At 66.4% G+C, this 26,740-nt stretch carries 21 protein-coding genes; 8 read left to right on the top strand and 13 right to left on the bottom strand.

Annotated features, from left to right (window positions below):
• Positions 1-54 precede the first annotated feature (54 nt).
• Entirely contained in the window at positions 55-1,728 is a 1,674-nt protein-coding gene (locus ACFPO9_RS15330) for an acid phosphatase (protein ID WP_379771981.1), read from the bottom strand.
• Positions 1,729-1,929: 201 nt separating this feature from the next.
• Here ACFPO9_RS15330 and ACFPO9_RS15325 point away from each other — a divergent pair, with 201 nt between their 5' ends.
• The gene (locus tag ACFPO9_RS15325; RefSeq protein ID WP_379771980.1) at positions 1,930-4,059 is read left to right on the top strand and encodes a S41 family peptidase; all 2,130 of its coding nucleotides are present in this window, start codon (positions 1,930-1,932) and stop codon (positions 4,057-4,059) included.
• Here the strand turns inward: ACFPO9_RS15325 and ACFPO9_RS15320 are convergent.
• Genes ACFPO9_RS15320 through modA form a run of 5 tightly spaced genes read right to left on the bottom strand, consistent with a single transcriptional unit; the run spans position 4,056 to position 8,571 of the window.
• Positions 4,056-5,576: a CYTH and CHAD domain-containing protein gene (locus ACFPO9_RS15320; protein WP_379771979.1), complete on the bottom strand. Its 1,521-nt coding sequence runs from the start codon at positions 5,574-5,576 to the stop codon at positions 4,056-4,058. The two genes, ACFPO9_RS15325 and ACFPO9_RS15320, sit on opposite strands and share 4 nt — an antisense overlap.
• Before the next feature lie 58 nt (positions 5,577-5,634).
• Positions 5,635-6,447: a TOBE domain-containing protein gene (locus ACFPO9_RS15315; protein WP_379771978.1), complete on the bottom strand. Its 813-nt coding sequence runs from the start codon at positions 6,445-6,447 to the stop codon at positions 5,635-5,637.
• Positions 6,444-7,184, bottom strand: a complete 741-nt coding sequence (locus ACFPO9_RS15310) for an ABC transporter ATP-binding protein (protein ID WP_379771977.1) — start codon at positions 7,182-7,184, stop codon at positions 6,444-6,446. The genes ACFPO9_RS15315 and ACFPO9_RS15310 overlap by 4 nt, the downstream gene beginning before the upstream one ends.
• A gap of 5 nt (positions 7,185-7,189) precedes the next feature.
• Positions 7,190-7,858, bottom strand: a complete 669-nt coding sequence (modB, locus tag ACFPO9_RS15305) for a molybdate ABC transporter permease subunit (protein WP_379771976.1) — start codon at positions 7,856-7,858, stop codon at positions 7,190-7,192.
• Positions 7,855-8,571, bottom strand: a complete 717-nt coding sequence (modA, locus tag ACFPO9_RS15300) for a molybdate ABC transporter substrate-binding protein (RefSeq protein ID WP_379772145.1) — start codon at positions 8,569-8,571, stop codon at positions 7,855-7,857. Before modA ends, modB begins: the two co-directional genes overlap by 4 nt.
• Positions 8,572-8,751: 180 nt before the next feature.
• Between modA and ACFPO9_RS15295 the strand changes: the two genes are divergently transcribed.
• From ACFPO9_RS15295 to ACFPO9_RS15280, 4 genes are all read left to right on the top strand, one after another.
• On the top strand, positions 8,752-9,501 hold the full coding sequence (locus ACFPO9_RS15295) for a DUF6345 domain-containing protein (RefSeq protein WP_379771975.1): 750 nt from the start codon (positions 8,752-8,754) through the stop codon (positions 9,499-9,501).
• 2 nt (positions 9,502-9,503) lie between these two features.
• A complete protein-coding gene (locus ACFPO9_RS15290) occupies positions 9,504-10,433 on the top strand; it encodes a hypothetical protein (protein WP_379771974.1) in 930 nt (309 codons plus the stop codon).
• 287 nt (positions 10,434-10,720) lie between these two features.
• Positions 10,721-13,216, top strand: coding sequence for a TonB-dependent receptor plug domain-containing protein (locus tag ACFPO9_RS15285; protein ID WP_379771973.1), 2,496 nt, complete (start codon positions 10,721-10,723; stop codon positions 13,214-13,216).
• A 179-nt stretch (positions 13,217-13,395) separates the two neighbouring features.
• The gene (locus ACFPO9_RS15280; RefSeq protein WP_379771972.1) at positions 13,396-14,163 is read left to right on the top strand and encodes a PEP-CTERM sorting domain-containing protein; all 768 of its coding nucleotides are present in this window, start codon (positions 13,396-13,398) and stop codon (positions 14,161-14,163) included.
• Here the strand turns inward: ACFPO9_RS15280 and ACFPO9_RS15275 are convergent.
• The 4 genes from ACFPO9_RS15275 to ACFPO9_RS15260 form a co-directional block, all read right to left on the bottom strand.
• Complete coding sequence (locus ACFPO9_RS15275; RefSeq protein WP_379771971.1) at positions 14,160-15,095, bottom strand: hydroxymethylglutaryl-CoA lyase; 936 nt, start codon at positions 15,093-15,095, stop codon at positions 14,160-14,162. The two genes, ACFPO9_RS15280 and ACFPO9_RS15275, sit on opposite strands and share 4 nt — an antisense overlap.
• Positions 15,092-16,303, bottom strand: a complete 1,212-nt coding sequence (locus ACFPO9_RS15270) for a CaiB/BaiF CoA transferase family protein (RefSeq protein WP_379771970.1) — start codon at positions 16,301-16,303, stop codon at positions 15,092-15,094. Before ACFPO9_RS15270 ends, ACFPO9_RS15275 begins: the two co-directional genes overlap by 4 nt.
• Before the next feature lie 19 nt (positions 16,304-16,322).
• Complete coding sequence (locus tag ACFPO9_RS15265) at positions 16,323-17,648, bottom strand: MFS transporter (protein ID WP_379771969.1); 1,326 nt, start codon at positions 17,646-17,648, stop codon at positions 16,323-16,325.
• Positions 17,649-17,794: 146 nt separating this feature from the next.
• The gene (locus ACFPO9_RS15260) at positions 17,795-18,697 is read right to left on the bottom strand and encodes a LysR family transcriptional regulator (RefSeq protein ID WP_379771968.1); all 903 of its coding nucleotides are present in this window, start codon (positions 18,695-18,697) and stop codon (positions 17,795-17,797) included.
• Between the two features lie 251 nt (positions 18,698-18,948).
• Between ACFPO9_RS15260 and ACFPO9_RS15255 the strand changes: the two genes are divergently transcribed.
• From ACFPO9_RS15255 to ACFPO9_RS15245, 3 genes are all read left to right on the top strand, one after another.
• Positions 18,949-20,121 (top strand): Fic family protein, encoded by a 1,173-nt coding sequence (locus tag ACFPO9_RS15255; RefSeq protein ID WP_379771967.1) that lies wholly within the window; start codon positions 18,949-18,951, stop codon positions 20,119-20,121.
• 178 nt (positions 20,122-20,299) lie between these two features.
• Complete coding sequence (gene cysS, locus ACFPO9_RS15250; RefSeq protein ID WP_379771966.1) at positions 20,300-21,676, top strand: cysteine--tRNA ligase; 1,377 nt, start codon at positions 20,300-20,302, stop codon at positions 21,674-21,676.
• Between the two features lie 79 nt (positions 21,677-21,755).
• A complete protein-coding gene (locus ACFPO9_RS15245) occupies positions 21,756-22,175 on the top strand; it encodes a hypothetical protein (protein WP_379771965.1) in 420 nt (139 codons plus the stop codon).
• An 18-nt stretch (positions 22,176-22,193) separates the two neighbouring features.
• On the opposite strand, the gene ACFPO9_RS15240 is transcribed toward ACFPO9_RS15245, so the two are convergent.
• From ACFPO9_RS15240 to ACFPO9_RS15230, 3 genes are all read right to left on the bottom strand, one after another.
• A complete protein-coding gene (locus ACFPO9_RS15240) occupies positions 22,194-22,967 on the bottom strand; it encodes an enoyl-CoA hydratase (protein ID WP_379771964.1) in 774 nt (257 codons plus the stop codon).
• Between the two features lie 143 nt (positions 22,968-23,110).
• Positions 23,111-24,307 (bottom strand): acetyl-CoA C-acyltransferase, encoded by a 1,197-nt coding sequence (locus ACFPO9_RS15235; RefSeq protein WP_230024528.1) that lies wholly within the window; start codon positions 24,305-24,307, stop codon positions 23,111-23,113.
• Positions 24,308-24,332: 25 nt separating this feature from the next.
• Complete coding sequence (locus tag ACFPO9_RS15230; protein WP_379771963.1) at positions 24,333-26,729, bottom strand: 3-hydroxyacyl-CoA dehydrogenase/enoyl-CoA hydratase family protein; 2,397 nt, start codon at positions 26,727-26,729, stop codon at positions 24,333-24,335.
• Positions 26,730-26,740 lie beyond the last annotated feature (11 nt).

Below are 26,740 nucleotides of genomic sequence, written 5' to 3'. Positions count from 1 at the left end.
AACTTTCCATAAAAAAAGCGGCCTCGAGAGGCCGCTCAGCATGTCGGAAGATGCTCAGCGGAAACTGAGCGTCGCCGTCAGATCGCCCGGCGGGCGGGCGCCGCGCGCTTCGAAGGCGGCGTTGCGCGCGGCCAGGCCTTCCAGCAGCGGCAGGCCGTGCAGGCGGGTGAGGAAGCGCAGGATCGAGGTCGTGTCGTAGAAGTTGTGGTCGACCGCGCCCTTCCTGGCAAACGGCGACACCACGATGGCCGGGATGCGCGAGCCGGGGCCCCAGCGGTCGCCCTTGGGCGGCGCCACGTGGTCCCACCAGCCGCCGTTCTCGTCAAAGGTGATCACGACCACCATGTCCTTCCACTGCGGCGACTTCTTGAGGTGCTCGATGACGTTGGCCACGTGGGCGTCGCCCGACTCGATGTCCGAGTAGCCGGCGTGCAGGTTCAGGTTGCCCTGCGGCTTGTAGAAGCTGACGGCCGGCAGGCGGCCCGCCACCACGTCGGCGATGAACTTGTTCGAGATCGGGCTGTCGCCCAGGCCGCCGTCGCGGATGTGTTGTTCGCGCGCGGCGGTACCGGGCCCGAACTGCTTGAAGTAATTGAAGGGCTGGTGGTGGTGCTGGAAGTTCGGACGCGAACCTTCGCCGCGGCCGTCCAGCGCCGCTTGCCAGGCGCCGCCATACCAGGTCCAGCTGACCTTGCGCTCGGACAGCAGGTCGCCGATGGTGCGATAGCTCTGCGGCGGCAGCACCGAGGGGTCCATCGGATCAGCCAGGTTGGCATCGCCGCCCGGCGCCGGCTTCACCCAGCTCGGCTGGTAAGGCGGGGCCATGGTGTTGACTGCGTAGCCGTCCGGCGTGATCGGGCCGTTGTTGACGAACTTCGGCTTGCCCTCCAGCGCGGACTTCGGCGAATCCGGCGCCACCGCCAGGCGCACGCCCTGCGGACCGTCTTCCAGCACGGCGATCTTCTTCCTGGCCGGGGTCTCCGCGGCGTTGAAGAATTCCGGCGTGCGGCCACTGATCAGGAACTGGTGGTTCAGGTAGGACCCGCCGAAGGCGCCCATGAAGAAGTTGTCGCACAGCGTGAACTCGCGCGCGATCTGGACCAGGCCCAGGTTCTTCTGGGTCTCGCCGTAATGGCCCATCACCAGCGCGCCGCTGTCGCCCCAGGCGACGAAGCCGTCGTTCTTGCCGCCGTTGATCTGCATCTGGTTGTGAAAAAAGTTGTGCACCAGATCACGCGTGACCAGGCCTTCCGGCAGCGGCTTGCCCTGCGCATCGCTGAGCTTGAAGGGCGCGTTCGGCAGATGCTGGATCTCGTCTTCCTTGATGATGTAATCCTTGCCGCCCAGGTTCTGGCGCGCCGGCACCATGCCGCCCCAGATTTTAGGAAGTTCCGGCAGCACGCTGCCGTCGCGGTCCTTCTGCGCGCTGGCAGACGCCGGCAGCTCGGCCAGCGGCTGGGCCAGGCCCGGGAAGTCGGCGAACAGGTTGTTGAAGCTGCGGTTCTCGAGATAGATCACGACCACGTTCTTGACGTGTTCCTTGAGCTTGGCGTCGAGCGAGCCCTTGGTGACTTTCGTGGCCTTCGGATGGGCCGCCGCCGCTTCACTGGCGGCCGGCAGCGTGGTCGACAGGCCGACCGCGGCGGCGGCCTGGAAGATCTTGCGGCGCGAAGGATTGGCGGGCTGGCCGGCTTCGGGCTGCGCGTGGTCGTGGGGCTTGTCTTGCACGGAGTTCTCCTGGACGGGGCGGCTGACGGGGCCGCCAAAACACCGATTATCGGTGTTTTTTTCCCGGTGGAAAAGATTTACGCGGCAATAGGGCGTATATGCGTGGCCGCGCTGCCATGCACGACGGCTTTACCTCCTTTTACCTGCCCCTACACCGGTTAACACCTGAACAAGCCAGAATGGCTGCTAAAGGAGCCCAAGATGATGAAACGACGATGGATGGCGGGTGCGGCCGCGCTCTGGCTGGGAATCGCCCCGGCGGCCAGCGCGCAGGCGCAAGCGGTGACCGTGCCGCGCGCCGAGATGGAAAAACTGCTGGAAACCTATGCCCTCATCAAGCGCAACTATGTGGCGCAGGCTGACGACGGCAAGCTGTTCGAGGGCGCGATCGCCGGCATGCTGGCCTCGCTCGACGCCCATTCCGAATACATGAACAAGGACGCCATGCGCGAGATCGACCGCGAGAGCACCGGCAGCTATGTCGGCATCGGCATCGAGGTCGAAGACGAGCATGGCCAGCTGCGCGTGGTCTCCACGACGCCGCAGGCGCCCGCCGACAAGGCCGGCATCCAGGCCGGCGACCTGCTGGTCTCCATCGACGGCGCCCCGGCCACGGGCTTGCCCTCCAGCGAGGCCGCCAGGCGCATGCACGGCGCCGCCGGTTCGGTGGTGACGGTCGCGGTCGCGCGCCGCGGCAAGCTGCGCAGCCTGCGCCTCACGCGCGTGGCGATGCACAACGATACGGTGCGCATGAGCATGACGGCAGCCGGCCTGCCCTGGATCCGCATCGCGGAATTCGGCAGCGCCACCGGCGCCGACCTGGCGGCCGTCCTGAAGAAGCTCGATGCCCAGGCTGCGCCGCGCGGCATCGTCCTCGACTTGCGCAACGATGGGGGCGGGCTGGTTTCGGCGGCGGTGGCGGTGGGCGGCGCCTTCCTCCCTGCCGGCGCCACCATGTTCACGGCGCGCGGCAGGGACGCCGATACCGAGGCGAAGGTCACCGTCGACCCGCGCTACTACCGCGAAGCGGACACCGCCGACGTGCTTGCCGGCCTGCCGGCCTGGACCCGCACGGTGCCGCTGACGGTGCTGGTCAACGGCGCCTCGGCCTCGGCGGCCGAACTGCTGGCCGGCGCGCTGCAGGACAACCGGCGCGCCACCATCGTCGGCAGCCAGACCTTCGGCAAGGGTTCGATCCAGTCCGTCATTCCGCTCGACGCGGAGGACGGCATCAAGTTCACGGTGGCGCGCTACTTCACACCGGGCGGACACGAGATCCAGGCGCACGGCGTCACGCCCGACCTGGTGGTGCGGCCGGCCGCCGGCGCCGACGAGGACTGGCAGCTGCGCGAAGCGGACCTGGCCAACCACCTGGCGCCACGCAGTCCCCGGCAAATGACGCGACGCCGCGCGCCGTGCCCGAAAGCACCCGCATGTTCGGCACGCGCGACGACAAGGCGCTGCAGGCCGCGGTCGGACTGCTGGCGCCGGGCGCAAAACCGGGAACGGCGCTGGCCGGCATGCTGCGCAAGTGGACGACGGTGGCCAAAGGCGATGCGGCGGGCGCCGGCGGCGCGCCCTGAGTCAAACGCCTGTCACATTCCGGCCGCAGAATACGCCTCGCTCCCAGGGAAAGGAGCCGGCGGCTCGGCCGCCCTACCGGCGCCGGCGGTCGGGAAAGATACCGGCACCAATTCAACAAGGCATGCGCCGATGTGGCAAGATGAATCCACAAAGGAGGATGCCTTGGATACCCAGCTGCACACCCTGCTCGCCGACCTGGCGGCCTTCGGCGACGCCCACGACGGCGACGCCGCCAACCGCGCCACGCGCATGCTCAACATCACGCCCGACACCGGCGAATTCCTGGCCGTGCTGGTCAAGGCGATGGGCGCGCGCCGCATCCTCGAAATCGGCACCTCGAACGGCTATTCGACCTTGTGGCTGGCCGATGCCGTGGCCAGCATCGACGGCGATGTCACGACCATCGAGATGTCGCTGCAGAAGGTCGCGATGGCGAAACAGAATTTCGAACGTGCCGGCCTGGACGATCGCATTACCCAGCGCGAAGGCGACGCCGGCGGCCACCTGGCGAAGTTCGGCGATGGGGAATTCGACCTGGTCTTCCTCGACTCCCAGCGCAGCGCCTACCTGGCCTGGTGGCCGGACCTGAAACGCATCCTGCGCGCCGGTGGCCTGCTGGTGGTCGACAACGCTACCTCGCATGCGGAGGAGATGGCTGCATTTACCGAGACCGTGCGCGCGGACCAAAGCTTCACCACCAGCCTGGTCCCGGTCGGCAAAGGCGAATTCCTCGCGGTGAAGGCTTAAAAACCGGCCCGTGCCCGCAGCTTGCGCCGCACATGCTTGCCGGCGCGCGGCAGGGTTTCAAGAGCGCGCGCCGCCAGCACCCCTTCGATGAAGCCGAGCAGCGCGAGCTCCTGCGGCACGCGCTCGCGCAACTGGCCGACCAGTTCGCGCGCGACCACGCCGTCGTTCAGCGAGCCCAGTTCGTCCTGCATCCCGCTCAACATGTCGTGGCGGCGCGCTTCCTTCTTGCCGTGGCTAAGGGCCTCGAAGAATTCGCGCGCATATCTCTCCTTCTTGGCGGCGATGCGCACCCGGTGCAGGGTTTCCGGATGCTGCAGGTCGACGCCGCGGGCGCGCTTGCGCACGCGCGCGGCGGCATGCTGGACCAGGCGCGGCGCGGTCTTGCCCACCTTCCGTTCCAGCGCGCCCACCGGTGGCCCCTCGGCGCGCCAGCCTTCGCCGGCGATCCAGGCGCCCAGGCCCAGCATCAGGCCCGTATAGCGCGGACCGCCGACCGCCGCGCGCACGCGGGCGCGATGCCGCTCCGCTTCTTCGCGCGCGGCCACCTCGACGCGCGCCAGCGCCGGCTTGTGCTCGTCCGGCACCGGCAGGCCGGGCAGCAGCGATTCGATGAAGACGTCCCAGTTGCGGGCGTCGCCGAGTTCTCCGGCCAGCCATTCGACGTCGCCGGCCAAGGCTTCGGGCAGCTGCACCATGTTCCTGACCATCGCCATGGCGGCGCGCAGGCGGCGCAGGCCGACCCGCATCTGGTGCAGGCTCTCGACCTCGCCGGCCAGCACGCCCTGCTCGTTGGCCTGCATCTGCTCCACGCAGTTGCGCAGGATGCCGGCCAGGGCCTCGCCCATGCTGGCCTTGCGCTTCAGCGCCACCGCGGTCGCCTTCACGGCGCGCGGCGCGACCGAGCCCGCCATCGCATAGCCGCGCTCGGCCTTGCTGACGTTCTCGATCCGCACCGGCACCGCCTCGTGCACCTGGCGCGCCAGCGCATATAAACGTGCGGGATCGCCCTGCTTCATCTCGAGTTCCAGTTCGCGCACGGGCACGGCGCGGTCGCCGCGCTGCAATTCTCCGGTATCGAGCGCGCATTCGACCTGCCCGCCATCGGCCAGGTCCAGCAGCCAGGCGGCGCGCTTGACCTTGTTGGTGAAGACCGGCGCCAGGGCCGCCTCATGGGCGCTGAACTTCTTCGCCAGCGCCGGCAGCGCCTCTTTCAACTGGCGCGCGAACAGCTCGCGGTCCGGGTCGTCCGAGCTCACCTCTTCTTCCAGTTCGACGCGCCGGTGCAGGCCGGCCACCACGGTGCCGCCGCCCTTCAGGGTCTGTACGTGGCGCGTGCCCGCGCTGCGCACACGCAGGGCGAAGCCGTGCTGCCACAGGGTGAAGTCGGCGGTGTCGAAATAACGGTCGACGTGTTCCCGCTCCACCGGCCTGGGGCTGCCTTGCGGGCGCAGCAGGGGGAGCTTCTTGATCTGGCTGACGCTGGCGGTATCGAGGGCCAGCTTGATTTCGCATTCCATCGCGTCTCCTTCTAACATCGTCACTGTAGCGCTTCCCGCGCGAAGCGGGCACACGATGTCAGGCCGGCACGCCGATGATGACGCTGGATGCCTTGAAGATGGCCGAAGCCTGGCCGCCGACCGCCAGGCCCATGCTCTCGCTGGATTCGCGGGTGACGATGGCGGCCACCGAGCCGCCGCCGGCCAGCTCGATCACGACTTCGGTGTTCACGGCCCCCGGCTCGACGCGCGCGATGGTGCCGGCCAGGCGGTTGCGCGCCGAATAGCGGGCGCCATCGTCGCCGGTCACCAGGATGATCGACGAGGACTTCACCAGGGCGAAGGCTTCCGCGCCCACCTGCAGGCCAAGGTTGTCGACGCTTTCGTGGGTCACGATGGCGACGATGGCGTGGCCGCCCGCGACTTCCAGTTCGACCTCGTCGTTGACGGCGCCGCGCTTGAGCTGGGTGACTTTCCCGAGGAACTGGTTACGTGCGCTGGTTCTCATGCTCATCTTCCTGACCAATCGATAATCGTCGGCGATGCCGTCCGCATGCTCGCTCAAGCGTTTCACGAAGTTGCGGTGCTCGCGTTCGATCAGCGCAAAGTTCGCCACCAGCTGTTCGCCGCGGGCGGTCAGGCGGGTGCCGCCGCCGCCCTTGCCGCCGGCCAGGCGTTCCACCAGCGGCTCGCCGGCCAGGTTGTTCATGGCGTCGATGGCGTCCCAGGCGGCCTTGTAGCTCATCCGGATGGCCTTGGCCGCCTGGGTGATCGAGCCGCATTCGGCAATCTTCGCCAGCAGCGCGATCCGGTTCGGTCCGCCGAGGTGTTCGCCGCCGACCGTCATCCAGATCTCGCCATCCAGACCGATGCCCGTGTTTTCTCCGTTCATACCGTCCTCGTGGATGCGATGCCGAAGCCCGTCCTCTGGCTCGACGGAAGCGCGTCGGGTACCGGGCCGGCGCCCGGATCGAGCCGGCCGTCGCGCAGGTCGAGCACGTGGTCGCCGAATACGGCGGCGTCTTCCGGATCGTGGGTGATCAAGACCATCGGCACCTGCAGGCGGTGCTGCAGTTCCTTCAGCTCGGTGCGCATGCGCGCGCGCAGCACCGGATCCAGGGCGGCGAAGGGCTCGTCCAGCAGCAGCGCGCGCGGACGCGTGACCAGCGCGCGCGCCAGCGCCGTGCGCTGCTTCTGCCCGCCCGACAGCTCATGCGGATACTGGTCCGCCACATGATTGAGCTGGAACGCCTCGAGCCAGTAATCGACTTGCTGGTGCGCGTGATGGCGGCGCGGATTCAACCAGCCGCGCACCAGCGGGAAGGCGATGTTCTGGCGCACGCTCAGGTGCGGAAACAGCGCATAGTCCTGGAACACATAGGCCAGTTCGCGCTTCTGCGGCGCCAGGTCGATGCCTTGCGACGCATCGAACAGCACGTGGTCGTCGATGCGGATGTGGCCGCAGTCCGGCCGCAGCAGGCCGGCGATGGCTTTCAGCGTGAGACTCTTGCCGGCGCCGGACGGGCCGAGGATGACGATGCGCTGGCTGTCCGTTTTCAGGCGCACGTCCAGCTGGAAGCTCTGCTTGCCGGCACTGAGCTTCTTGCGGATGTCGAGATCGAGCAGCATGCCGACTATCTCCCCACCAGGCGGCCCGGCGCCAGGCGCCCCGCGGTCAGCAGCACGGCCACGCACACGAAGGAAGTCAGCAGCACCATCAGGTTGGCGGTATCGTCCTGCCCGGCCTGCACGGCTTCGTAGACGGCGATCGACAGGGTCTGGGTACGGCCCGGGATGCTGCCGGCCACCATCAGGGTCGCGCCGAATTCGCCCAGCGCGCGCGCGAAGCCCAGCAGGACCCCGGCCAGGATGCCGCGCCAGGCCAGCGGCAGGGTCACGCGGAAGAACAGCGCCGCCTCGGAGATGCCCAGCACCCGCGCCGCCTGCTCGAGCTGGCCGTCGACCGCCTCGAAGGCGGCGCGCGCCGGCTTGAACACCAGCGGGAAGATGACGACGGCGGCGGCGATCACCGCGCCCTGCCAGGTGAAGATCAGGTTGATGCCGAAGCTGTCCTGCAGCCAGGCGCCCAGCCAGCCATGGCGGCCGACCAGCACCAGCAGGTAGTAGCCGAGCACCGTCGGCGGCATCACCATCGGCAGGGTCAGGAGAGTGTCCAGCAGTTCACGTCCCGGAAAGCGCTTGCGCGCCAGCAGGAAGCCGACCGCGACGCCGAGCACGATGTCGATCAGCGTGGCGCAGCCCGCGACCTTCAGCGACAGCGCCAGCGCCGACCATGCGTTCATGGCTTCTGGAAGCCGTACTTGGCCAGCACCGCCTGCCCCGCCGGCGACAGCACGAAGTCGATGAAGCTTCTTGCTTCGGCCGGATTGGCCGCGCCCGCGGTGCGCGCGATCGGATAGCTGATCGCCACGTCCAGCGGCACGTCGAACGCAAGCTTCACTTTGTCCTTCATGAGGGCGGCGTCGGTGCCGTAGACGAAGCCGGCATCGACCTCGCCGCGCGCCACGTAGTCGAGCGCCTGGCGCACGTTCTGGGTGTGGATGGCCTTGGCTTCGATGCCGGTCCACATTTTCGCCGCTTCCAGCGCGTGCCGGGTATAGCGTCCGGCGGGAACGCTGGCCGGGTTGCCGATGGCGAGCTTCTGCACCGCCGGCTGGCCGAGGTCCTGCAGGCGGGCGACGGCCAGCTTGCTGTCGCGCGGCACGATCACGACCAGGCTGTTGCGCACGAAGTCGCGGCGCTCGCCGGCGGCCACCAGCTTCTGCTTCTCGGCCATGTCCATGGTTTCCATGTCGGCGGAGGCGAACACGTCGACCGGCGCCCCCTTGGCCATCTGCTGCAGCAGCGCGCCGGAAGCGCCGAAGTTCAGCAGCACCTTGGCGCCGGCATGCCGCGCTTCATAGGTCTGGGCGATTTCCTGGAAAGCATTCGTCAGGCTGGCTGCGGCGGACACGTGCAGGTCGCCGGCCTGGACCAGGCTGGCGGCGCAGCCCATGACAGCAGCCACAGCAAATTTTTTCGCTAACGCAATCCTCACAGAAACCTCCGAATCGTGGTCGATACCGCAATATACCCAATTATATAGCGCTCCGCGGCGCACTGCTGATGCAGAGCAGACCCATCCACCGCGCATAGCGCTAAGGTAGGCATGGCACCTTTCAAAGGAGACAACACCATGGCACGTTTCGGTGTCGAGGCGATCCGTTATTTCAACCACGCGCGCGCGGCGAACGTGGACACGGCGGGCGATCTCACCTACACCTTCAACCGAAGTAACGGCCTCGACGCCAAGCTGCGTTCGGCCGGCCACACCCGCGCGTTTTACTGGGCAAATACCAATGTGTTCGAGACCGACCTGCGCGACAGCGACAAGGGCGGCGACGACCGCAACTGGGCCGACGACATCGACCTGTTCTGGATCGAGACCCACGGCAACCACGACGACGCCGGCCACGCGGTGCTGCTGTACGATACCCCGGCCACCGAGTGGTACGCCAACTCGTCCAACTGGCAGCTGGGCGAGGACTGGAACAACGAATGGGTGATGGCCTATTCCTGCGACACCGCCGCCCTGCCCACCATCACCGGCCTGTGGAACATCTTCGCGCGCATGCACATCTACTGCGGCGCCTGGGACCTGATGTGGGACGGCATCACCACCGACGAATGCGGCGAGGACGTCGGCGACAACCTGATCTCCGGGGATACGGTCTCGCGCGCCTGGCACGACGGCGTGTCGGACTGGTGGGTCGACAACCACCCGGTGACGGTCTGCGTGGGCGATGCCGCCACCTGGAACGACGGCAACATCCGCTGGGAGCGCAGCACCATCAACCGCGATCACCTGTGGGGCCACGGCGTCGTGGACCCCGACCTGGCGCCTGCCCGGCAGGCCTGCCTGCTGTGGTACTGGACGGAGGGCTAATCATGGATGTGCACACCCTGGCCGCTTCGCTGCTCGAAGCGGATTCGCAACAAGCACCGACGCATGCCGACGTGCTGCTGCTGCAGCAGCTCTCGCGCGAACAGCTGCAGGCACGCAGCCGGCGCTTCGTCAGCCTGCTGCGCGAGCAGGACGGCTGCCCGCATGACGACGGCGGCAGCTGGAAGCAGAGCGGCGACCATACCGTCATCCACCTGGCCGGCGGCGCCCGCGCGGTGCTGTACCACGCCTCCGGCGCGCTGCGCTTCGTGTCCGGCCTGGCGCCGGCCGCGGCGCCGTTCGCGCGCGGCGCCGAACAGGAAGCGTTGCTGCGTCTGGTTCAGGAACGCGCCCTCAAGCTGCAACTGGCCGAATGGGCCGGCGCCAAGGGCGAGCTGCGTTTCGAGCACCTGTTCCGCACCCTCGGCCGCGGCGCCGACCGCGCCGGCCGGCAGTCGGAAGCCACGCTGTTCCGCGCGATCGGCGCCTGGCGCCAGTTCATCGCCGGGATTCCGGTGCTGGGCGCCGCCTCCGTGGCGCTGCAGGTGGCCGGCGACGGCCAGCTCGACACCCTGTTCATCCTGACCCGCCCCGGCAACGGCGAAGTGCTGGAGCGCGCCGCGCTGATCGATCCGCGCGCGGGCGCACGCCAGATCCTGCTGCAGCTGTCCGCCCTGCTCGGCCAGCGCGAGATCCCGTCGGACGCGGTCGAATCGGCGGCGATGCAGTTCGGCTACCTGGACCTGGGCAAGCGCAAGCCCCAGCGCGTGCTGGCCCCGGCCTACGTGGCGAAGATCGTGCTGCGCCACCGGAACGGGCGCCAGGCCTATGTGCTGGCGGTGGCGGCGACGGAGCTGCCCTATCTCGACATTCCGGTGTATGGCAGCGAGGCGGTGGTGACGCGAGGGAGGACGGACGTCGGCAGGTGCCTCTGAGTGGGGCGCAATTCTCGCCAAATGTCACAATTGACGATGGACTCGCCGTTCCGGGCGCAAGCCGGGAATGGCGCAGCCGGCCGCCATCTTCATAGGAGAAAGGCAGTCCAGCCTGCCCCAGAATAGCCGAGTTCAGCATGGCTATACAAGTAATATTAGCTTATTGGCACATAACTACAACACATACTCTGTTAACAATTGTCCATATCCTGCAGACCTCGCTAGACTCGTCCGGGCCGGGCGCACGCCACGCCGGGATCCGAACAATTCGACGAGAGACCTACAGGATGAGAAAACAGACTGCATTGCCCTGCTTTACCCGCACCCTCCTCGCTTCTTCCCTGCTGCTGGCCTTTGCGCCGGCTTGGGGCCAGGAATCGTCTACCGAACAGGCCACCCAGCAGACCTCCGAGCAGGCCGGGGACAAGGGCATGGCCTCGGTCGTGGTGCTCGGCTCGCGCGGCGCGGCCCGCACGGCGCTCGACGCCTCGGCGCCGGTGGGCCTGATCAGCGCCAAGGACATGCAGATGGCGGGACCGCTGGAACTCGGCAAGCTGATGCAGACGCTCGATCCTTCCTTCAACTTCTCCTCGACCTTCATCAGCGACGGCACCGACATCATCCGCCCGGCCACCCTGCGTTCGCTGGGCCCGGACCAGCTGCTGGTGCTGGTCAACGGCAAGCGCCGCCACCAGCAGGCCCTGGTGAACGTGCAGCAGACCATCGGCCGCGGCTCGGCCGGCACCGACATCAACGCGATTCCGATGTCGGCCATCCAGCGCATCGAGGTGCTGCGCGACGGCGCCGCGGCGCAATACGGCTCGGACGCGATTGCCGGCGTGATCAACATCGTGCTGAAGCAGCAGACCAGCGAGACCCAGCTGTCGGGCACCGTCGGCGGCGCCACCGAAGGCGGCGGCCAGCTGTATTCCGGCAGCGCCAACAAGGGCTGGGCGATCGGCGACGGCGGCTACGTCAACCTGACCGTGGAAGGCCGCCACCGCGGCGAAACCAACCGCGCCGGCGTCGACAGCCTGCGCGTGGATCCGCCGCGCGTCACCCAGCGCATCGGCGACAGCCTGGCCAAGGACAAGTACTTCTGGTGGAATGCGGCGCTGCCGGTGGCCGAAGGCGCCGAGTTCTACAGCTTCGGCGGCGTCTCGCACCGCACCGGCGACTCGGCCGGCTTCTTCCGCTCCGCCGGCGACGGCCGCAATGTACCGTCCGTGTACCCGAACGGCTTCCTGCCGAACATCCGCACCACGGTGAAGGACGAATCGCTGGCGGTGGGCTACCGGCGCGACCTGGCCGACCAGTGGAAGTTCGACGTCTCGCTGAACCACGGCCGCAGCGAACTCGATTTCCACGAAAAGGAAACCATCAACATCAGTTACTGGTACGAGCCGAAGCCGGGCGGCGGCATCTACGCCCAGTCGCCCTTCGAGGCCGATACCGGCAAGCTGAAATTCAAGCAGACCACCGTCAACGCCGACCTGCGCGGCCCGCTGAACCTGGGCGGGCGCGACGTCTCCTTCGCCACCGGCTTCGAATACCGCCGCGACGGCTATGCGATCGGCGCCGGCGACCCGGTCTCCTACCAGTACGGCCGCAGCAACAACCCGGCCATCGTGATCCGCGACCAGACCGGCGGCATCGCGGCATCGGGCACCCAGGGCTTCCCCGGCTACACGCCCGGCACCGAAGTGGACGATAGCCGCCACAACATCGCGCTCTACGCCGACCTCGAACACAAGCTGACCAGCGAGCTGCTGCTGGGCGCCGCCGTACGCTGGGAAAAATACTCGGACTTCGGCAGCACCACTACCGGTAAACTCAGCCTGCGCTACGACCCGTCGAAGACCGTGGGCGTGCGCGGCACCGTGTCGACCGGCTTCCGCGCACCCAGCGTGCAGCAGAAGTTCTACAGCTCGGTTTCGACCAACCTGAACGCGGCCGGCGTGCTGACCGAGACCCTGACCGCGCGCGAAGGCAGCGCCGTCACCAAGGCTTTCGGCATCCCCAACCTGAAGCAGGAGACTTCGAAGAACGCCAGCATCGGCCTGGTGCTGCGCCCGGCCTCGAACTTCTCGCTGACCGCGGACCTGTGGAGCATCGACATCGACGACCGCATCGTGTTCTCGTCGAACATCGCGCCGGAATCGGGCGCCTGCGCCACGGCCGCGGCCTGCCCGATCAAGGCCATCCTCGATCCGCTGAAGGTGGGCCAGGCGCAGTTCTTCACCAACGCCATCGACACCGAGACGCGCGGCCTGGACATCGTGGCCGAGCACACCACGCGCTGGCCGGGTTCCACGCTGGTGCTGTCCGGCCAGCTGGACTTCAACCGCACCAGGGTGGCGGGCCGCCACTCCGATTCGCCGGTGCTGAGCGGCACCCAGCTGTTCGACGATTCGCAGGTGACCCTGATCGAACGCGGCCAGCCGCGCCAGCACCACGTGCTGTCGGCCGACTACACGACCGGCGCCTGGAACGGCAACCTGCGCGCCAACTACTACGGCGAAGTGCAGGGCCAGGGCTTCACCGCGCCCTTCGTGCAGACCTGGGATGCGAAATGGATCGTCGACGCCACGCTGCGCTACAACTTCAGCAAGGCGGCTAGCGTGACGGTCGGCGCCAACAACCTGTTCAACACCTTCCCGACCAAGTGGGACCCGGTCAAGGCCGCCCCCTTCCCGCAGCTGGGCTTCACCTACTGCTGGGAGACCTGCCCGTTCGGCATCAACGGCCGCTCGTGGTATGCGCGGGTGGATGTGGCCCTGTAAATAAAGACGGTGCAGACCGGTCATCGAACTGGTCTGCATTTTGTCGAAAAATTTTACAGACTGCCTTGTCAGGTGCCTGAGTTGATTCGTAAGTAATTGATTTTTATATGATCGTGCATCTAGGCATGCTTATTGCTTAAATTCAATTATCGTTAATATCGAATCATCAAAGGATCATCATGACCATCTTCTTCAAACAAGCCGCGGCTGCCATGCTCGTTATGGCAGCGAGCGTATCGGCGCATGCCACCGTGGTGACGGTCGACCCAGCCTCGACCTCGTGGGTAAGCCCGGCCAGCGAAAACAGCAACGGCGGCAGCAGCACGATTACCAACACCATGGCACGCTCTGGTAATGGTTCGCTGGAAATGACGGGCGACCGTACCCGCATGTTCGGCCTCGGCAATCCCTACTCGGCCGCCAGCAACCTGGGCCTGCTCGACCAGCTGAGCCGTTTGACCTTCGACTGGGCGCTCTCCAATGCCGGTACCGCCTACAACCCTGACTACACGCCTGCCCTGCGTGTGACGGTGTTCGACAAGGGTGTGCGCAGCGAACTGATCTGGGAAGGCGTTTACAACGGCACTTATGGCCACACTACGCTCGATACCTGGTACAGCAGCGGTGTCAACGACATGTTTTACCGTAACGTCTCCGGTCAGGGCGTCACGCTCAACAACGGCAGCCAGGTGAACATGTCGCTGGCAGGGTGGGAAGGCAGTAACTACTACACCGACGCGGCCTACATCTCCGGCTTCAGCGTCGGCGTGGGCAGTGGCGCCAGCAAGGACTACCTGGCCTTCGCCGACAATGTCACCATCGACCTGGCAGGCGTGTCGACCACCTATAACTTCGAAACCGCCAACGTTCCGGAACCCGGTTCGCTCGCCCTGCTGGCCCTGGGCCTGGCCGGCGCCGCGGCTGCGCGCCGCAAGAAGCGCGCTTAAGTACTGCAAGCCGGGGCCGGCACCGGATGCAGATCCAGGCGCCGGCCGGCCTTGAGGATCTGGCTCGGCACGGCGTGGCCGAGCAGGTCTTCCAGCGTGTGCGCGGCCATTAGCAGCTGGCCGAGGTCGACCCCTGGGTCGTAGCCCATCAGTTCCAGCGCATGCACGATCTCCTCGGTGCAGACGTTGCCGGTGGCGCCAGGCGCATACGGACAGCCGCCGATGCCGCCCAGCGAGGCGTCGAAGCGCTCGGCGCCGGCCTCGATCCCGGCCAGCACGTTGGCCAGACCCATGCCGCGGGTGTTATGGAAGTGCAGGGTCAGTTCGAGAGCGGGCCAGCGCGTGCGCACTTTCTCGGTCAGCTCGCGCACCTGGGTCGGATAGGCCATGCCGGTGGTATCGCACAGGGTGATGCCCTGCACCTGCAGTTCGTCGACGAAGCGCGCGCACAAGTCCAGCACCGTCTGCTGTTCCACCTCCCCTTCCATCGGACAGCCGAAGCTGCAGGACAGCGAGACGTTCACCTTGATGCCGTGGCCGTGCGCCAGCGCCGCCACGTCCCGCAGGCCGGCGAAGGATTGCGCGCGCGTCATGCGCAGGTTGCTCAGGTTGTGGCTTTCGCTGGCCGACATCACCAGGTTCATTTCCATGACGCGGGCTTCGATGGCGCGCTCGGCGCCGCGCAGGTTAGGGACCAGAGCGCTGTAGACCACGCCGGGTTTTCTTTCGATCCCGGCGAACACTTCCACCGCATCGGCCAGCACCGGCACCGCTTTCGGCGACACGAAGGAGCTGACTTCGAGCTTGGCGACGCCGGCCTTCGAGAGCGCATCTGCCAGCGCGATCTTCTCCATCGTCGGCACGAAGCGTGTTTCGGCCTGCAGGCCGTCGCGCAGGCCGACTTCCTGGATGTGGATGCGGCGGGGGTTCATGCCACCACCTTGCGTTCGCGCAGCGCCGCGATCTGCGCTTCGGTCAGGCCGATCTCGCGCAGCACCGCGTCCGTGTCCTCGCCCAGGCGCGGCGCGGCCGAGCGCACCGCACCCGGGGTGCCCATCAGCTTGGGCACGATGCCCGGCACCTCGACCTCGTAGCCCTCGCGCGTCTGCTGGGTCAGGATCATGCCGCGCTCGCGGTAGTGCGGGTCTTCCGCGATGTCCTGCGCGGTATAGACCTTCCCGGCCGGGACCTTGGCCTCGCCCAGCGCCGCCAGCACCGCGGCCACGCTGCGCTGGATGGTCCAGGCCTCGATCGCGGCATCCAGCTCCGCCACGCGCTTGACGCGGCCGGCGTTGTCGGCCAGGTCAGGCGCTTCGGCCAGGTCGGCGCGGCCGATCGCCGTCATGAGGCGCTTGAAGATGCTGTCGCCATTGCCGGCGACCAGCACATAGCCATCGCTGCAGCGGTAGGCATTCGACGGGGCGATGCCCGGCAGCGCGCTGCCCGCGGCTTCGCGCACCGCGCCGAACGCGCTGTACTCGGGGATCAGGCTTTCCATCACGTTGAACACGGCTTCGTGCAGGGCGACGTCGATCACCTGGCCGCGGCCAGCATTGACCTTGCGGTGGTAGAGCGCGGTCAGCACGCCGATGGTGCCGTGCAGGGCCGCCAGGGTATCGCCGATCGAGATCCCGCAGCGCACCGGCACCCGTCCCGGTTCGCCGGTCAGGTGGCGCAGGCCGCCCATCGCCTCGCCGATCGCGCCGAAGCCGGGCAAGTCGCGGTAAGGGCCGGTCTGTCCGTAGCCGGAAATGCGCAGCATGACCAGGCCCGGGTTCAGTTCGGACAGCGTCTCATAGCCCATGCCCCAGCTTTCCAGGGTACCGGGCCGGAAGTTCTCGACCAGCACGTCGGCCTCCGCGATCAGCTTGCGCGCGATCTCCTGGCCTTCGCTGCTGCGCAGGTCGAGCGCCACCGAGCGCTTGTTGCGCGACTGGACCTGCCACCAGACCGAGGTGCCGTCCTTCATCATGCGCCAGTTGCGCAGCGGGTCGCCCGTTCCCGGCGCCTCGATCTTGATGACCTCGGCGCCGAATTCGCCCAGGGTCTTGCCGGCGAAGGGGCCGGCGATCAGTTGTCCCATCTCGATCACGCGCACGCCCTTCAGCGCCTGGTCGGAGATCATGTTTGGAGCGGTCATGGTCTTACCCCTTCATTGATTAAGCTTGTTCACGCTGGCGCAGCTGCTGCGGCAGGCCGAAGGCCAGCACCGCCGCACACACCAGGCTCAGGGCCGCGATCGCATACAGGGCCGGCGTGGTACTGCCGGTGACATCCTTGATGCGTCCCACCATCACCGGGCTGACGATGCCGCCCAACTGGCCCAGGGTATTGATCAGCGCGATGCCGCCCGCCGCGCCGGCGCCGGTCACGAGTTTTGGCGGCAGCGCCCAGAAAGCCGGGATCGAGGCCACCACGCCGGCGCCCATCACGGCCAGCGCCGCCAGCAGCAGGGCCGGCTGGTGGTCGAACAGGCCGGCGCAGCAGAAGCCGACGGCGCCCAGCACCACCAGGCCGATCACGAACTTGCGGCGCTCGCCGCTGGCATCCGACAGGCGGCCCACCGCCACCATCGCGATCGCACCGCACAGGTAGGGCACGGCGGTGAGCAGGCCGATCATGCTTGGATTGGTGGTGCCGGCGGCGCGGATCATGTGCGGCGCCCAGAAGTTCAGGCCATAGGAACTCACCTGGATCAGGAAGTAGACCAGGCCAAGCGTCAGGAAGCCGGGCGTCTTGAGCGCGCCGAACAGCGAGTGGCTGCCGATATGGCGGTTCTGCTCGGCGATGCGCGCGGCCAGCAGGCTGCGCTCCTGCGGCGCCAGCCAGCCGGCATCCTCGACCTTGTCCTTCAGCGTCAGGTAGACCACGGCGCCAAGCAGGATGCAGGGCAGCCCGCCGACCAGGAACAGCCAGTGCCAGCCGGCCATGCCGAGCGCGCCATCCATGTGGCCCAGCACCAGGCCGGCGGCCGGCGCGCCGACCAGGCCGGAAAAGGCCGAGGCCAGGAACAGCATCGAGGTGATGCGGCCGCGGTAGGCGGTCGGGAACCACAGGGTCAGGAAGTACAGCACGCCCGGCGCGAAGCCGGCTTCCATGGCGCCGATGAGGAAGCGCAGCGTGTAGAACTGCCATTCGGTCTGCACCAGCGCCATCAGCGCGGTGGCGATGCCCCAGGAGACCATGATGCGGGCGATCCAGCGGCGCGCGCCGACCTTGTACAGCATCATATTGCTGGGCACTTCGAACAGCACGTAGCCGACCGAGAACAGGCCGGCGCCCAGGCCATAGGCGGTATCGGACAGCGACAGGCTGCTCTGCAGCGCGAACTTGGCGAAGCTGATGTTGATGCGGTCGAAAAAGGCGAACAGGTAGCAGATCATGATGAGGGGCATGATGCGCCATGCCACCTTGTTTACGATGCGCGCCAATTCGGGCGTGGTGCCGGTTGCCGCGCCGAGCGGGGCGTTGAGGGTCTTGTCCATGATGTCTCCATGTGAATGCCGTGGCGACGTTCTACGACGTCATGGTGGCGATTCTGGCACCGGCCTTTCAAACGCAGAAGCGCAAAGGCATGAACCCAGCTTTCGCGAACCGCGAAAGCTCGGCGAAAGCGCGCGGCTTTATCGGCTCAGGACTGGGCAGGCTGCGCCAGGTGTTCGACCAGCTGGCGCGCGTGGCGCGGCAGGCTCTCGAGATCGCGCACACCGATCAGCAACTGACGCCGCGCCCAGGCATCCTTCAGCGGGATCTGGCGCAGGTCGAGCGAGCGCACCAGGGCGCGCACCGCATCGGCCGGCAGCACCGCCACGCCCAGCCCGGCCGCCACCATCTGGCACATCGCATCGAAGCTGCGCACCTGGATCCGCAGCTTGAGGCGCCGGCCCATCGCCTCGGTCTCGGCCTCCAGGCGGCGCGCCAGCGAGGTGCCCTGCGACAGGCTGACGAAGTCGTAATCGACGGCCTCGTCGAAGGCCAGCGCGCGGCGTCGCGCCAGCGGGTGTTTGCTTGGTGCCACCAGCACCAGCCGGTCCTCGCGGTAGGGCATCAGCTGCAGGCCGAGGGCCGGCGTGCGGTCGGCGAAGATGCCGATGTCCGCCCTGCCCTCCAGCACGCCGAGCACGACTTCGCTGCTGTTGAGTTCTTCCAGCTCGATCCGGATCGCCGGATTGGCGCGCGAGAACGCGGCGATGTCGCCAGGGAGGAACTGCGTGATGGCCGAAGTGTTCGCCCACAGCCGCGCCACGCCGACGATGCCGCTGGCATGGTCGTGCAGCTCGGCCGCCAGCAGGTTGACGTCGCCGAGGATGCGCTGGGCATGGCGCGCCAGCGCGTCGCCGGCCGCGGTGGTCCGCACGCCGCGCGCATGGCGCTCCAGCAGCACGGTGCCGACCGCCGCTTCCAGATCCGAAATGCGCTTGCTGGCGGCGCCGACCGCCAGGTGCGCGGCCTCGGCGCCCTTGCTGATGCTGCCGGACCGGACGATGTGGCTGAACAGGGAAAGCGAGACGAGGTCGAGACGGTGCAGGTTCATGGATCCATTGTGCAGCGGGTCGCGGCTGCTGGCAATTTCCTGCAGTAGCGCCAGCGCCCAATCGAGATGATACCGAGAGCGATGCTTCATTCACAGGCTGTACGCCAGCGCTCCCTGATTCGACATACCTGTCTTTTTACGGCAAAACATGCGGCAGCAGGCAGACACGCAAAATTGAAGGAGTAGGTTACAATCCCATAAAAATCAAAGCTTTAGTAACGAACCATCTATAAAAACAAGGCGGCAAAATAATGTACGATTCTCCTCATCAGTTCGAACCATTAATTCCATCCGCAATCCCGACTGATCTGATTGAAAAAAGTGCAGAAATTGCTCAGGCTGCCACACGTTTGAGCGGCGCAGCGCACCCAAGTTCGCGCGGGACTATTCGGGAATTGGTACGCTCGATGAACTCGTACTACTCAAACCGGATCGAAGGTCAGGGAACTCACCCTTTGAATATCGAACGGGCACTTCGGAAGGAATTCTCGGACAAACCGGATGTCGCACGTTTGCAGCGGGTTGCGATCGCACATATTGAAGCCGAAAGAGAGCTGGAAGAACGTGCAGCGGCTGGTGTACCTGCAATGTCGTCGGCTTTCCTGATCGAGGCTCACCATGCTCTCTACTCACGCCTTTCAGAAGCAGACCGCACAACTGAAGACAACCGAATTGTGAGCCCGGGAGCGATCAGAGAAAATGAGGTGGAAGTGGGCGAACATGTTCCGCCAACTTACTCCTCACTACCGCTTTTCATGGAGCGGCTCGATACCGTATTCAATCGTAAGAGAAGTTGGGACAGCCAACTGATCGCCATAGCATGCTTGCATCACCGCGCTGCGTGGGTACACCCTTTCCTCGACGGCAATGGGCGAGCAGTACGCTTGCAAACGCATTGCGCCCTATGGCCGCTTTCCGACGGACTCTGGTCGCCCAGCCGTGGATTGGCACGCGAGCAGAAAGAATACTATTCTCAGTTGATGATTGCCGATGCATCTCGGCGGGGTGATCTGGACGGCCGAGGCAATCTAACGACAGCGGGACTTTTAAGCTGGATCAGATTTTTCCTGGATATCTGCGCGGACCAGGCCGAATATATGGGAAAAATGCTGGATCTGGACGGAATGAAACGGCGGATAGGCGCACTCGTTACGTTTCGCGCAGCGTTTGACAAAACTGTCAGAACTGAAGCGATTTTGCCTCTCTATCACGTATTTGCAGCAGGCCCTGTTACGCGCGGCGAGTTCTCACAAATGACCGGCTTGGGCGAACGGACCGCTCGCTCCCTGATTGCAAGTCTTCTCCGCACGGGATTACTAGAAAGTCATACGCATGGAGGGCCATTAAAATGGGGACTTCCTCTGGACTCATTGCAGTTCCTGTTCCCCGAGCTTTATCCGGAAGCAGCGACAAAAGCTGAGTAAGACCGTGACTGACATGCATGACTAACATGCTACACTGAACCCATGCCCAATCGACCATCCCACCACGGAGCGTGTTACCGCAGGCCATAGAAGCCTGCCGATTGCATTGGCACATTCACAGATTTCTATAGGCCACAGCGAGAACCGTCTCCTGTGGCTTTTTTATTTTGGAGACCCGATGGAACTCAAGCTGTACGACACCTACGAGCGCCGCCCGCGTCCTTTCGCATCGCTGGCCCCCGGCCACGCCGGCCTGTACGCCTGCGGCCCGACCGTCTACGACTACGCCCACATCGGCAACCTGCGCACTTACCTGTTCGGCGACCTGCTCCGCCGCGTGCTGCAGCTGAACGGCTACGCGGTCCGGCACGTCGTCAACATCACCGACGTCGGCCACCTGACCTCGGATGCGGATGCCGGCGAAGACAAGATGGAAAAAGGCAGCCGGCGCACCGGCCGCAGCGCCTGGGACATCGCCGCCTTCTATACCGCGGCCTTCCAGCGCGACCTGGAACGCCTGCGCATCCTGCCGCCCACCATCTGGGCGCGCGCCACCGACCACATCCCGGAGCAGATTGCCTTCATCGCCGAGATCGAACGGGCCGGCTTCAGCTACCGCACGGCGGACGGCATCTACTTCGACACCGCGCGCCTGGAACGCTACGGCCACCTGGCCCGGCTCGACATCGCCGGCCTGCGCGCCGGGCATCGCGTCGAGCTCGGCGACAAGCGCTCGCCGACCGACTTCGCGCTATGGAAGTTCAGCGGCGACGAGCGGCGGCAGATGGAATGGGACAGCCCCTGGGGCCGCGGCTTCCCCGGCTGGCACATCGAGTGCTCGGCGATGTCGACCCGCTACCTGGGCGCGCTGTTCGACATCCACATCGGCGGCGAGGACCACGTGCCGGTGCACCACTCGAACGAGATCGCCCAGCACGAGGCCTGCCATGGGCACCCGCCGGCGCGCTACTGGCTGCATGGGTCCTTCCTGCGGCTGGCGGACAGCGAGAAAATGTCGAAGGCGGATGGCAGCTTCATCCGGCTTGAGACCTTGATTGAGCGTGGCTTCGATCCGCTGGCTTATCGCTATCTGGTCCTGGGCGCGCACTACCGGTCGAAGCTGGTGTTTTCGTGGGCGGCGCTGGAGGCGGCGCAGACGGCACTGGGGCGGCTGCGGCTCGGCTTTTACCGGCTGCCGGCCGGCGGCGCACCCGATCCGGCTTATCGCGAGCGCATGCTGGCGGAGTTGAATGACGATCTGAATACGCCGCGGGCTTTGGCGCTGGCCTGGGAGCTGCTGAAATCCGGGCTGCCGGGGGCGGTGCAGAAGGCGACGCTGGCCTGGCTGGATGAGGCCCTTGGTCTTGGGCTGGAGGCGTGGCGGCCGGAGACGATTGCCGTGCCGGACGCGGTCCTCGAACTGGTCGAAGCCCGCCAACGGGCGCGTGTCGAAAAGCGCTGGGCCGATGCGGATGCCTTGCGGGCGGCAATCGAAGCCGAAGGCTTCAGCGTGCGCGATACGGCGGCAGGCCCGGTGGCGGCGCCTGCCGGATGAGCTGCTGTATGTACGCGCGCGCACGGAATCGTGCCGCGCTGCGCGCTAGCATGCCTCATCGACTGAACGGGAGGAAAACATGAACATCGCACATCGGAACATCGTGCGGATCGCCACGGTGCTGGCCTTGACCGCCGCAACCACGTCCGCATTTGCCCAGAGCGCGGAGTATCGCCGCGGCTACGAGGACGGTTACGCGGCGGGCCAGCGCGAGGCCCGCGGCGGCCAGGGCGGGCCGGACGGTCCTGTTGCCTGGGGGCGCCTGCATATCGAAGAAGCCGAGTACGGCGCGCGCGGGGCCACCTGCAATGCACGCCGCGCCGTGCGCGACCAGCTCGAGCGCAACCGCGGCTCCGTCGTCGCCAACAACGAGCTATGCGGTGACCCGGCGCCGGGCGAGCAAAAGCGCCTGCGCCTGGTCTACCGTTGCGGCGACAGCGCCTCGGCGAGGGCATTCGCCCGTGAAGGCGAACGGTTGCGCCTGAAATGCGGCCGCTGATGCCTGGCGCGACGGCGCTCAGTCGAACTTGCTGAAGTCCGGCTTGCGCTTCTCGAAGAAGGCGGTAAAGGCCTCCTTCGCTTCGCCGCCCACCAGCATCGCGCTGAAACGCTCGTTCTCGGCCGCGATGGTGTCCTTTACCAGCGCCGCGCGCGAGCGCTTCATCAGCGCCTTGGTGGTGCGGATCGAGGCTGCCGGCAGCTTGACCAGCTTGGCCGCCTGGCCCTGCGCGAAGGCCAGCAGCTCGGCGGCCGGCAGCACCTTGGCGACGATGCCCATCTCGAAGGCTTCCTGGGCCGCGAAGGCTTCGCCCAGCATCAGCTTCTCGGCGGCGCGGGTGTAGCCGGCGGCTTGCGCGACCAGCAGCGACGAGGCGAATTCCGGGCACAGGCCCAGCTGGCTGAAGGGCATCGAGAACTTGGCCGTGTCGGCGGCGTAGACCAGGTCGCAGTGCATCAGCATGGTGGTGCCGATGCCGACGGCGGCGCCGGCCACGGCGGCGATCACGGGCTTGGTGCAGCCTTCCAGCGCCTGCATGAACTGGAACACCGGGCGGTCTTCCGTCATCGCGCCTGCGCCGACGTTGTTGAGGAAATCGTCGAGGTCGTTCCCGGCGGTGAAGATTTCCGGCTTGCCGGTGATGAGGATGGCGCGCACAGCGCTGTCCTGGTCGGCGCCGCGCAGGGCTTCGGCCATGGCGGTGTACATGGCGCCGGTGATGGCGTTCTTGCGCTCGGGGCGGTTGAATTCGATGGTCAATACGCCATTGGCGGTGCTGGTCTGGATGTCCATGCAGGAGGTCTCCGTTTGTTGTTTGTGGCTGCGCGACGAACTTGGATCCCCGCCTTCGCGGGGGACGACGTTCTGGCGTTCGTCGTAAAAAAGGCGCTGGGGGTGTTCCCACAGCGCCTTTCCATTTACGTGCTACGTGTGGATTACACGCGCTCGATGATACCCGCGGCGCCCATGCCGGCGCCGACGCACATGGTGACCATGCCGTACTTCAGGTTGTTGCGGCGCAGGGCGTGCACCACGGTGGCGGCGCGGATCGCGCCGGTGGCGCCCAGCGGGTGGCCGAGGGCGATCGCGCCGCCCATCGGGTTGACCTTGCTGGTGTCCAGGTTCAGGTCGCGGATCACGGCCAGCGCCTGGGCGGCGAAGGCCTCGTTCAGCTCGATCCAGTCCAGCTGGTCCTGGGTGATGCCGGCTGCCGCCAGCGCGGCCGGGATGGCGACCTTCGGGCCGATGCCCATGATCTCCGGCGGCACGCCGCGCACGGCGAACGACGAGAACTTGGCCAGCGGGGTCAGGTTGTGCTCTTTCAGGATCTTCTCGCTGACGACGATCAGCGCGCCGGCGCCATCCGACATCTGCGACGAGGTCGCGGCGGTGACCGAGCCCTTGGCGGCGAACACCGGCTTCAGCTTGGCCATGCCTTCCATGCTGGCGTCGGCGCGCGGGCCTTCGTCCAGGTCGACGGTGCGGCGCTTGACGGTGATCTCGCCGGTCGCCAGGTTCGGCGTGCGGGTCACGATCTCGACCGGGGTGATCTCGTCCTTGAAGAAGCCTGCCTGCTGGGCGGCGATGGCCTTGCGGTGCGATTCCAGGCCGAAGGCGTCCTGCTCTTCGCGGCTCACCTTCCACTGTTGCGCCACCTTCTCGGCGGTCAGGCCCATGCCGTAGGCCAGGCCGACGTTCTCGTCCTCGAACACGCGCATGTTGATCGACGGGTGGTGGCCCATCATCGGCACCATCGACATCGATTCGACGCCGCCGGCGATCATCACGTCGGCTTCACCGACACGGATGCGGTCCGCGGCCATCGCCAGGGCGGTGATGCCCGAGGCGCAGTAGCGGTTGACGGTCACGCCGCCGACGGTGGTCGGCAGGCCGGCCATGACCACGGCCTGGCGCGCCACGTTGAAGCCCTGCTCCGCTTCCGGGAACGAGCAGCCGACGATGGCGTCGACGATCAGGGCCGGGTCCAGGTTCGGCACGGCGGCCATGGCGCCCTTGATCGCGGCGATCAGCAGGTCGTCCGGCCGGGTCTTGTTGAAGAAGCCGCGCGGCGCCTTGCCGATCGGGGTGCGGGTCGCTGCGACGATGTATGCGTCTTGAAGTTGTTTGCTCATGTCAGTAGTCCTTGTGGTCGGCGACTTAGTTACGCACCGGCTTACCGGTCTGCATCATGCCCATGATGCGTTCCTGGGTCTTCGGATTGTTCAGCAGCGAGATGAAGGCTTTGCGCTCCATGTCCAGCAGCCACTGCTCGGAGACGTAGCTGCCCTGGTCGATGTCGCCGCCGGTGACGATTTCGGCGATGGTGTCGCCCAGGTGGTAGTCATAGGCCGAGATGAAGCCGCCGTCGCGCATGTTGACCAGCTGGCCGCGGATGGTCGCCCAGCCGTAGCGGCCGGTTACCGGGACCGGGCGGCGCGCCGGAGCGCGGTAGCCGGCGTCGAACATCGAACGCGCGGTGACCTTCGCCACGTGCAGCAGCTCGTACGGGTTGAAGACGATCACGTCGTCTTCCTTCAGGTAGCCCATGGCCTTCGCTTCGAGCGCCGATTTCGACACCTGCGCGGTGGCCGCGTTGGTGAAGCCGGTCTTCAGGAATTGCAGGATGTCGTTGCCCTTGGCTTCGCCCGCGGCGCGCACTGCCGCTTCCTTCAGGCCGCCGCCGGCCGGCACCAGGCCGACGCCGACTTCGACCAGGCCGATGTAGGACTCGATCGAGGCCACGCGCTTCGATGCGTGCAGCGCCATCTCGCAGCCGCCGCCCAGGGCCAGGCCGGCCACGGCCGCCACCACCGGGATGTTCGAGTACTTCATCTGCATGAAGGTGTCCTGCAGTTCCTTGACGATCGGGTCCATCGCCTTGGCGCCGCCGGCCATGAAGGCCGGCAGGGCCGATTGCAGGTCGGCGCCGGCCGAGAAGGCGCCGCCTTCGGCCGCGTCGGTATTCCAGATGACCAGGCCCTTGTAGCCCTTTTCCGCTTCTTCCAGGCCGCGCTTGATGCCCTTGATGACGCCGTCGCCGATGACGTGCATCTTGGTCTTCAGCGAGATGACCAGCACTTCATCGTCCGAGTGCCACAGGCGCACCGATTCGTCCTCGAACACGGTGGTGCCGGCGGTCTTCGGATCGACGGTGGTGCTGCCCACGACCGGCGCGCGGAAAGCCTGGCGCTTGTAGACCGGCAGGTCGGACAGCGGCACGTAGGCATTCTTCGACGCCGAGTACGAACCCTCGGCGGTGTGCACGCCCTTCTCGGCTACCGGTGCATTGAAGACCCAGCTTGGGAGCGGGGTATCGGTCAGCGCCTTGCCGGCTTCGATGTCTTCCTTCACCCACTGGGCGATCTGGGTCCAGCCCGCGGCCTGCCAGGTCTCGAACGGGCCGACGCTCCAGCCGAAGCCCCAGCGCATCGCGAAGTCGATGTCGCGCGCGTTGTCGGCGATGCTGTCCAGGTGGACGGCGATGTAGTGGAAGGCGTCGCGGTAGATCGCCCACAGGAACTGCGCCTGCGGATTGCTCGACTCGCGCATGGCCTTGAACTTCTTGACCGGGTCTTTCTCTTTCAGGATGCGGCCGACGATGTCGGCAGCCTTGGCGCCGCTCGGCACGTATTCGCCGGTGGCGAAGTCCAGGCGCTGGATCTCCTTGCCGACCTTTTTATAGAAGCCGCCGCCGGTCTTCTGGCCCAGCGCGCCCTTCTCGATCAGCTTGGCCAGCACGTCCGGCGTCTTGTACAGGCTGAAGAAAGGATCGTCCTGCAGGGTGTCCTGCATGGTCTTGATCACGTGGCCCATGGTGTCCAGGCCGACCACGTCCGCGGTGCGGAAAGTGCCCGACTTGGCGCGGCCGAGTTTTGCACCGGTCAGGTCGTCGACCACGTCCACGCTCAGGCCGAACTTCTCGGCTTCGTGGATGGTGGCCAGCATGCCGAAGATGCCGACGCGGTTGGCGATGAAGTTCGGGGTGTCCTTCGCACGCACGACGCCCTTGCCCAGGGTCGAAGTCAGGAAGGTTTCCAGTTGATCCAGGATCTCCGGACGGGTGCTCGCGGTCGGGATCAGCTCGACCAGGTGCATGTAGCGCGGCGGGTTGAAGAAGTGGACGCCGCAGAAGCGCGCCTTCAGTTCGCTGTCGAAGCCTTCGGCCAGCTTCTCGATGGAGAGGCCCGAGGTGTTCGAGGCGAAGATCGCGTTGGCGCCGATATGCGGAGCGACCTTTTTATACAGGTCGTGCTTCCAGTCCATGCGCTCGGCGATGGCCTCGATGATCAGGTCGCAGCCGGCCAGCAGCTCGAGGTTGTCCTCGTAGTTGGCGACTTCGATCAGGGCGGCGTCTTCCTTGTTGCCCAGCGGGGCCGGCGACAGCTTTTTCAGGTTCTCGATGGCCTTCAGGACGATACCGTTTTTATTGCCGTCTTTGGCCGGCAGGTCGAACAGCACGACCGGGACCTTGGCGTTGACGCAGTGCGCGGCAATCTGCGCGCCCATCACGCCGGCGCCCAGCACGGCGACTTTCTTGACGATGAAATTGGTCATCTCTCGTAATC

This window comes from Massilia aerilata, assembly GCF_042656905.1.
GTDB classification, from domain to species: domain Bacteria; phylum Pseudomonadota; class Gammaproteobacteria; order Burkholderiales; family Burkholderiaceae_D; genus Telluria; species Telluria aerilata.
This window is presented reverse-complemented; position numbering and strand designations above follow the sequence as displayed.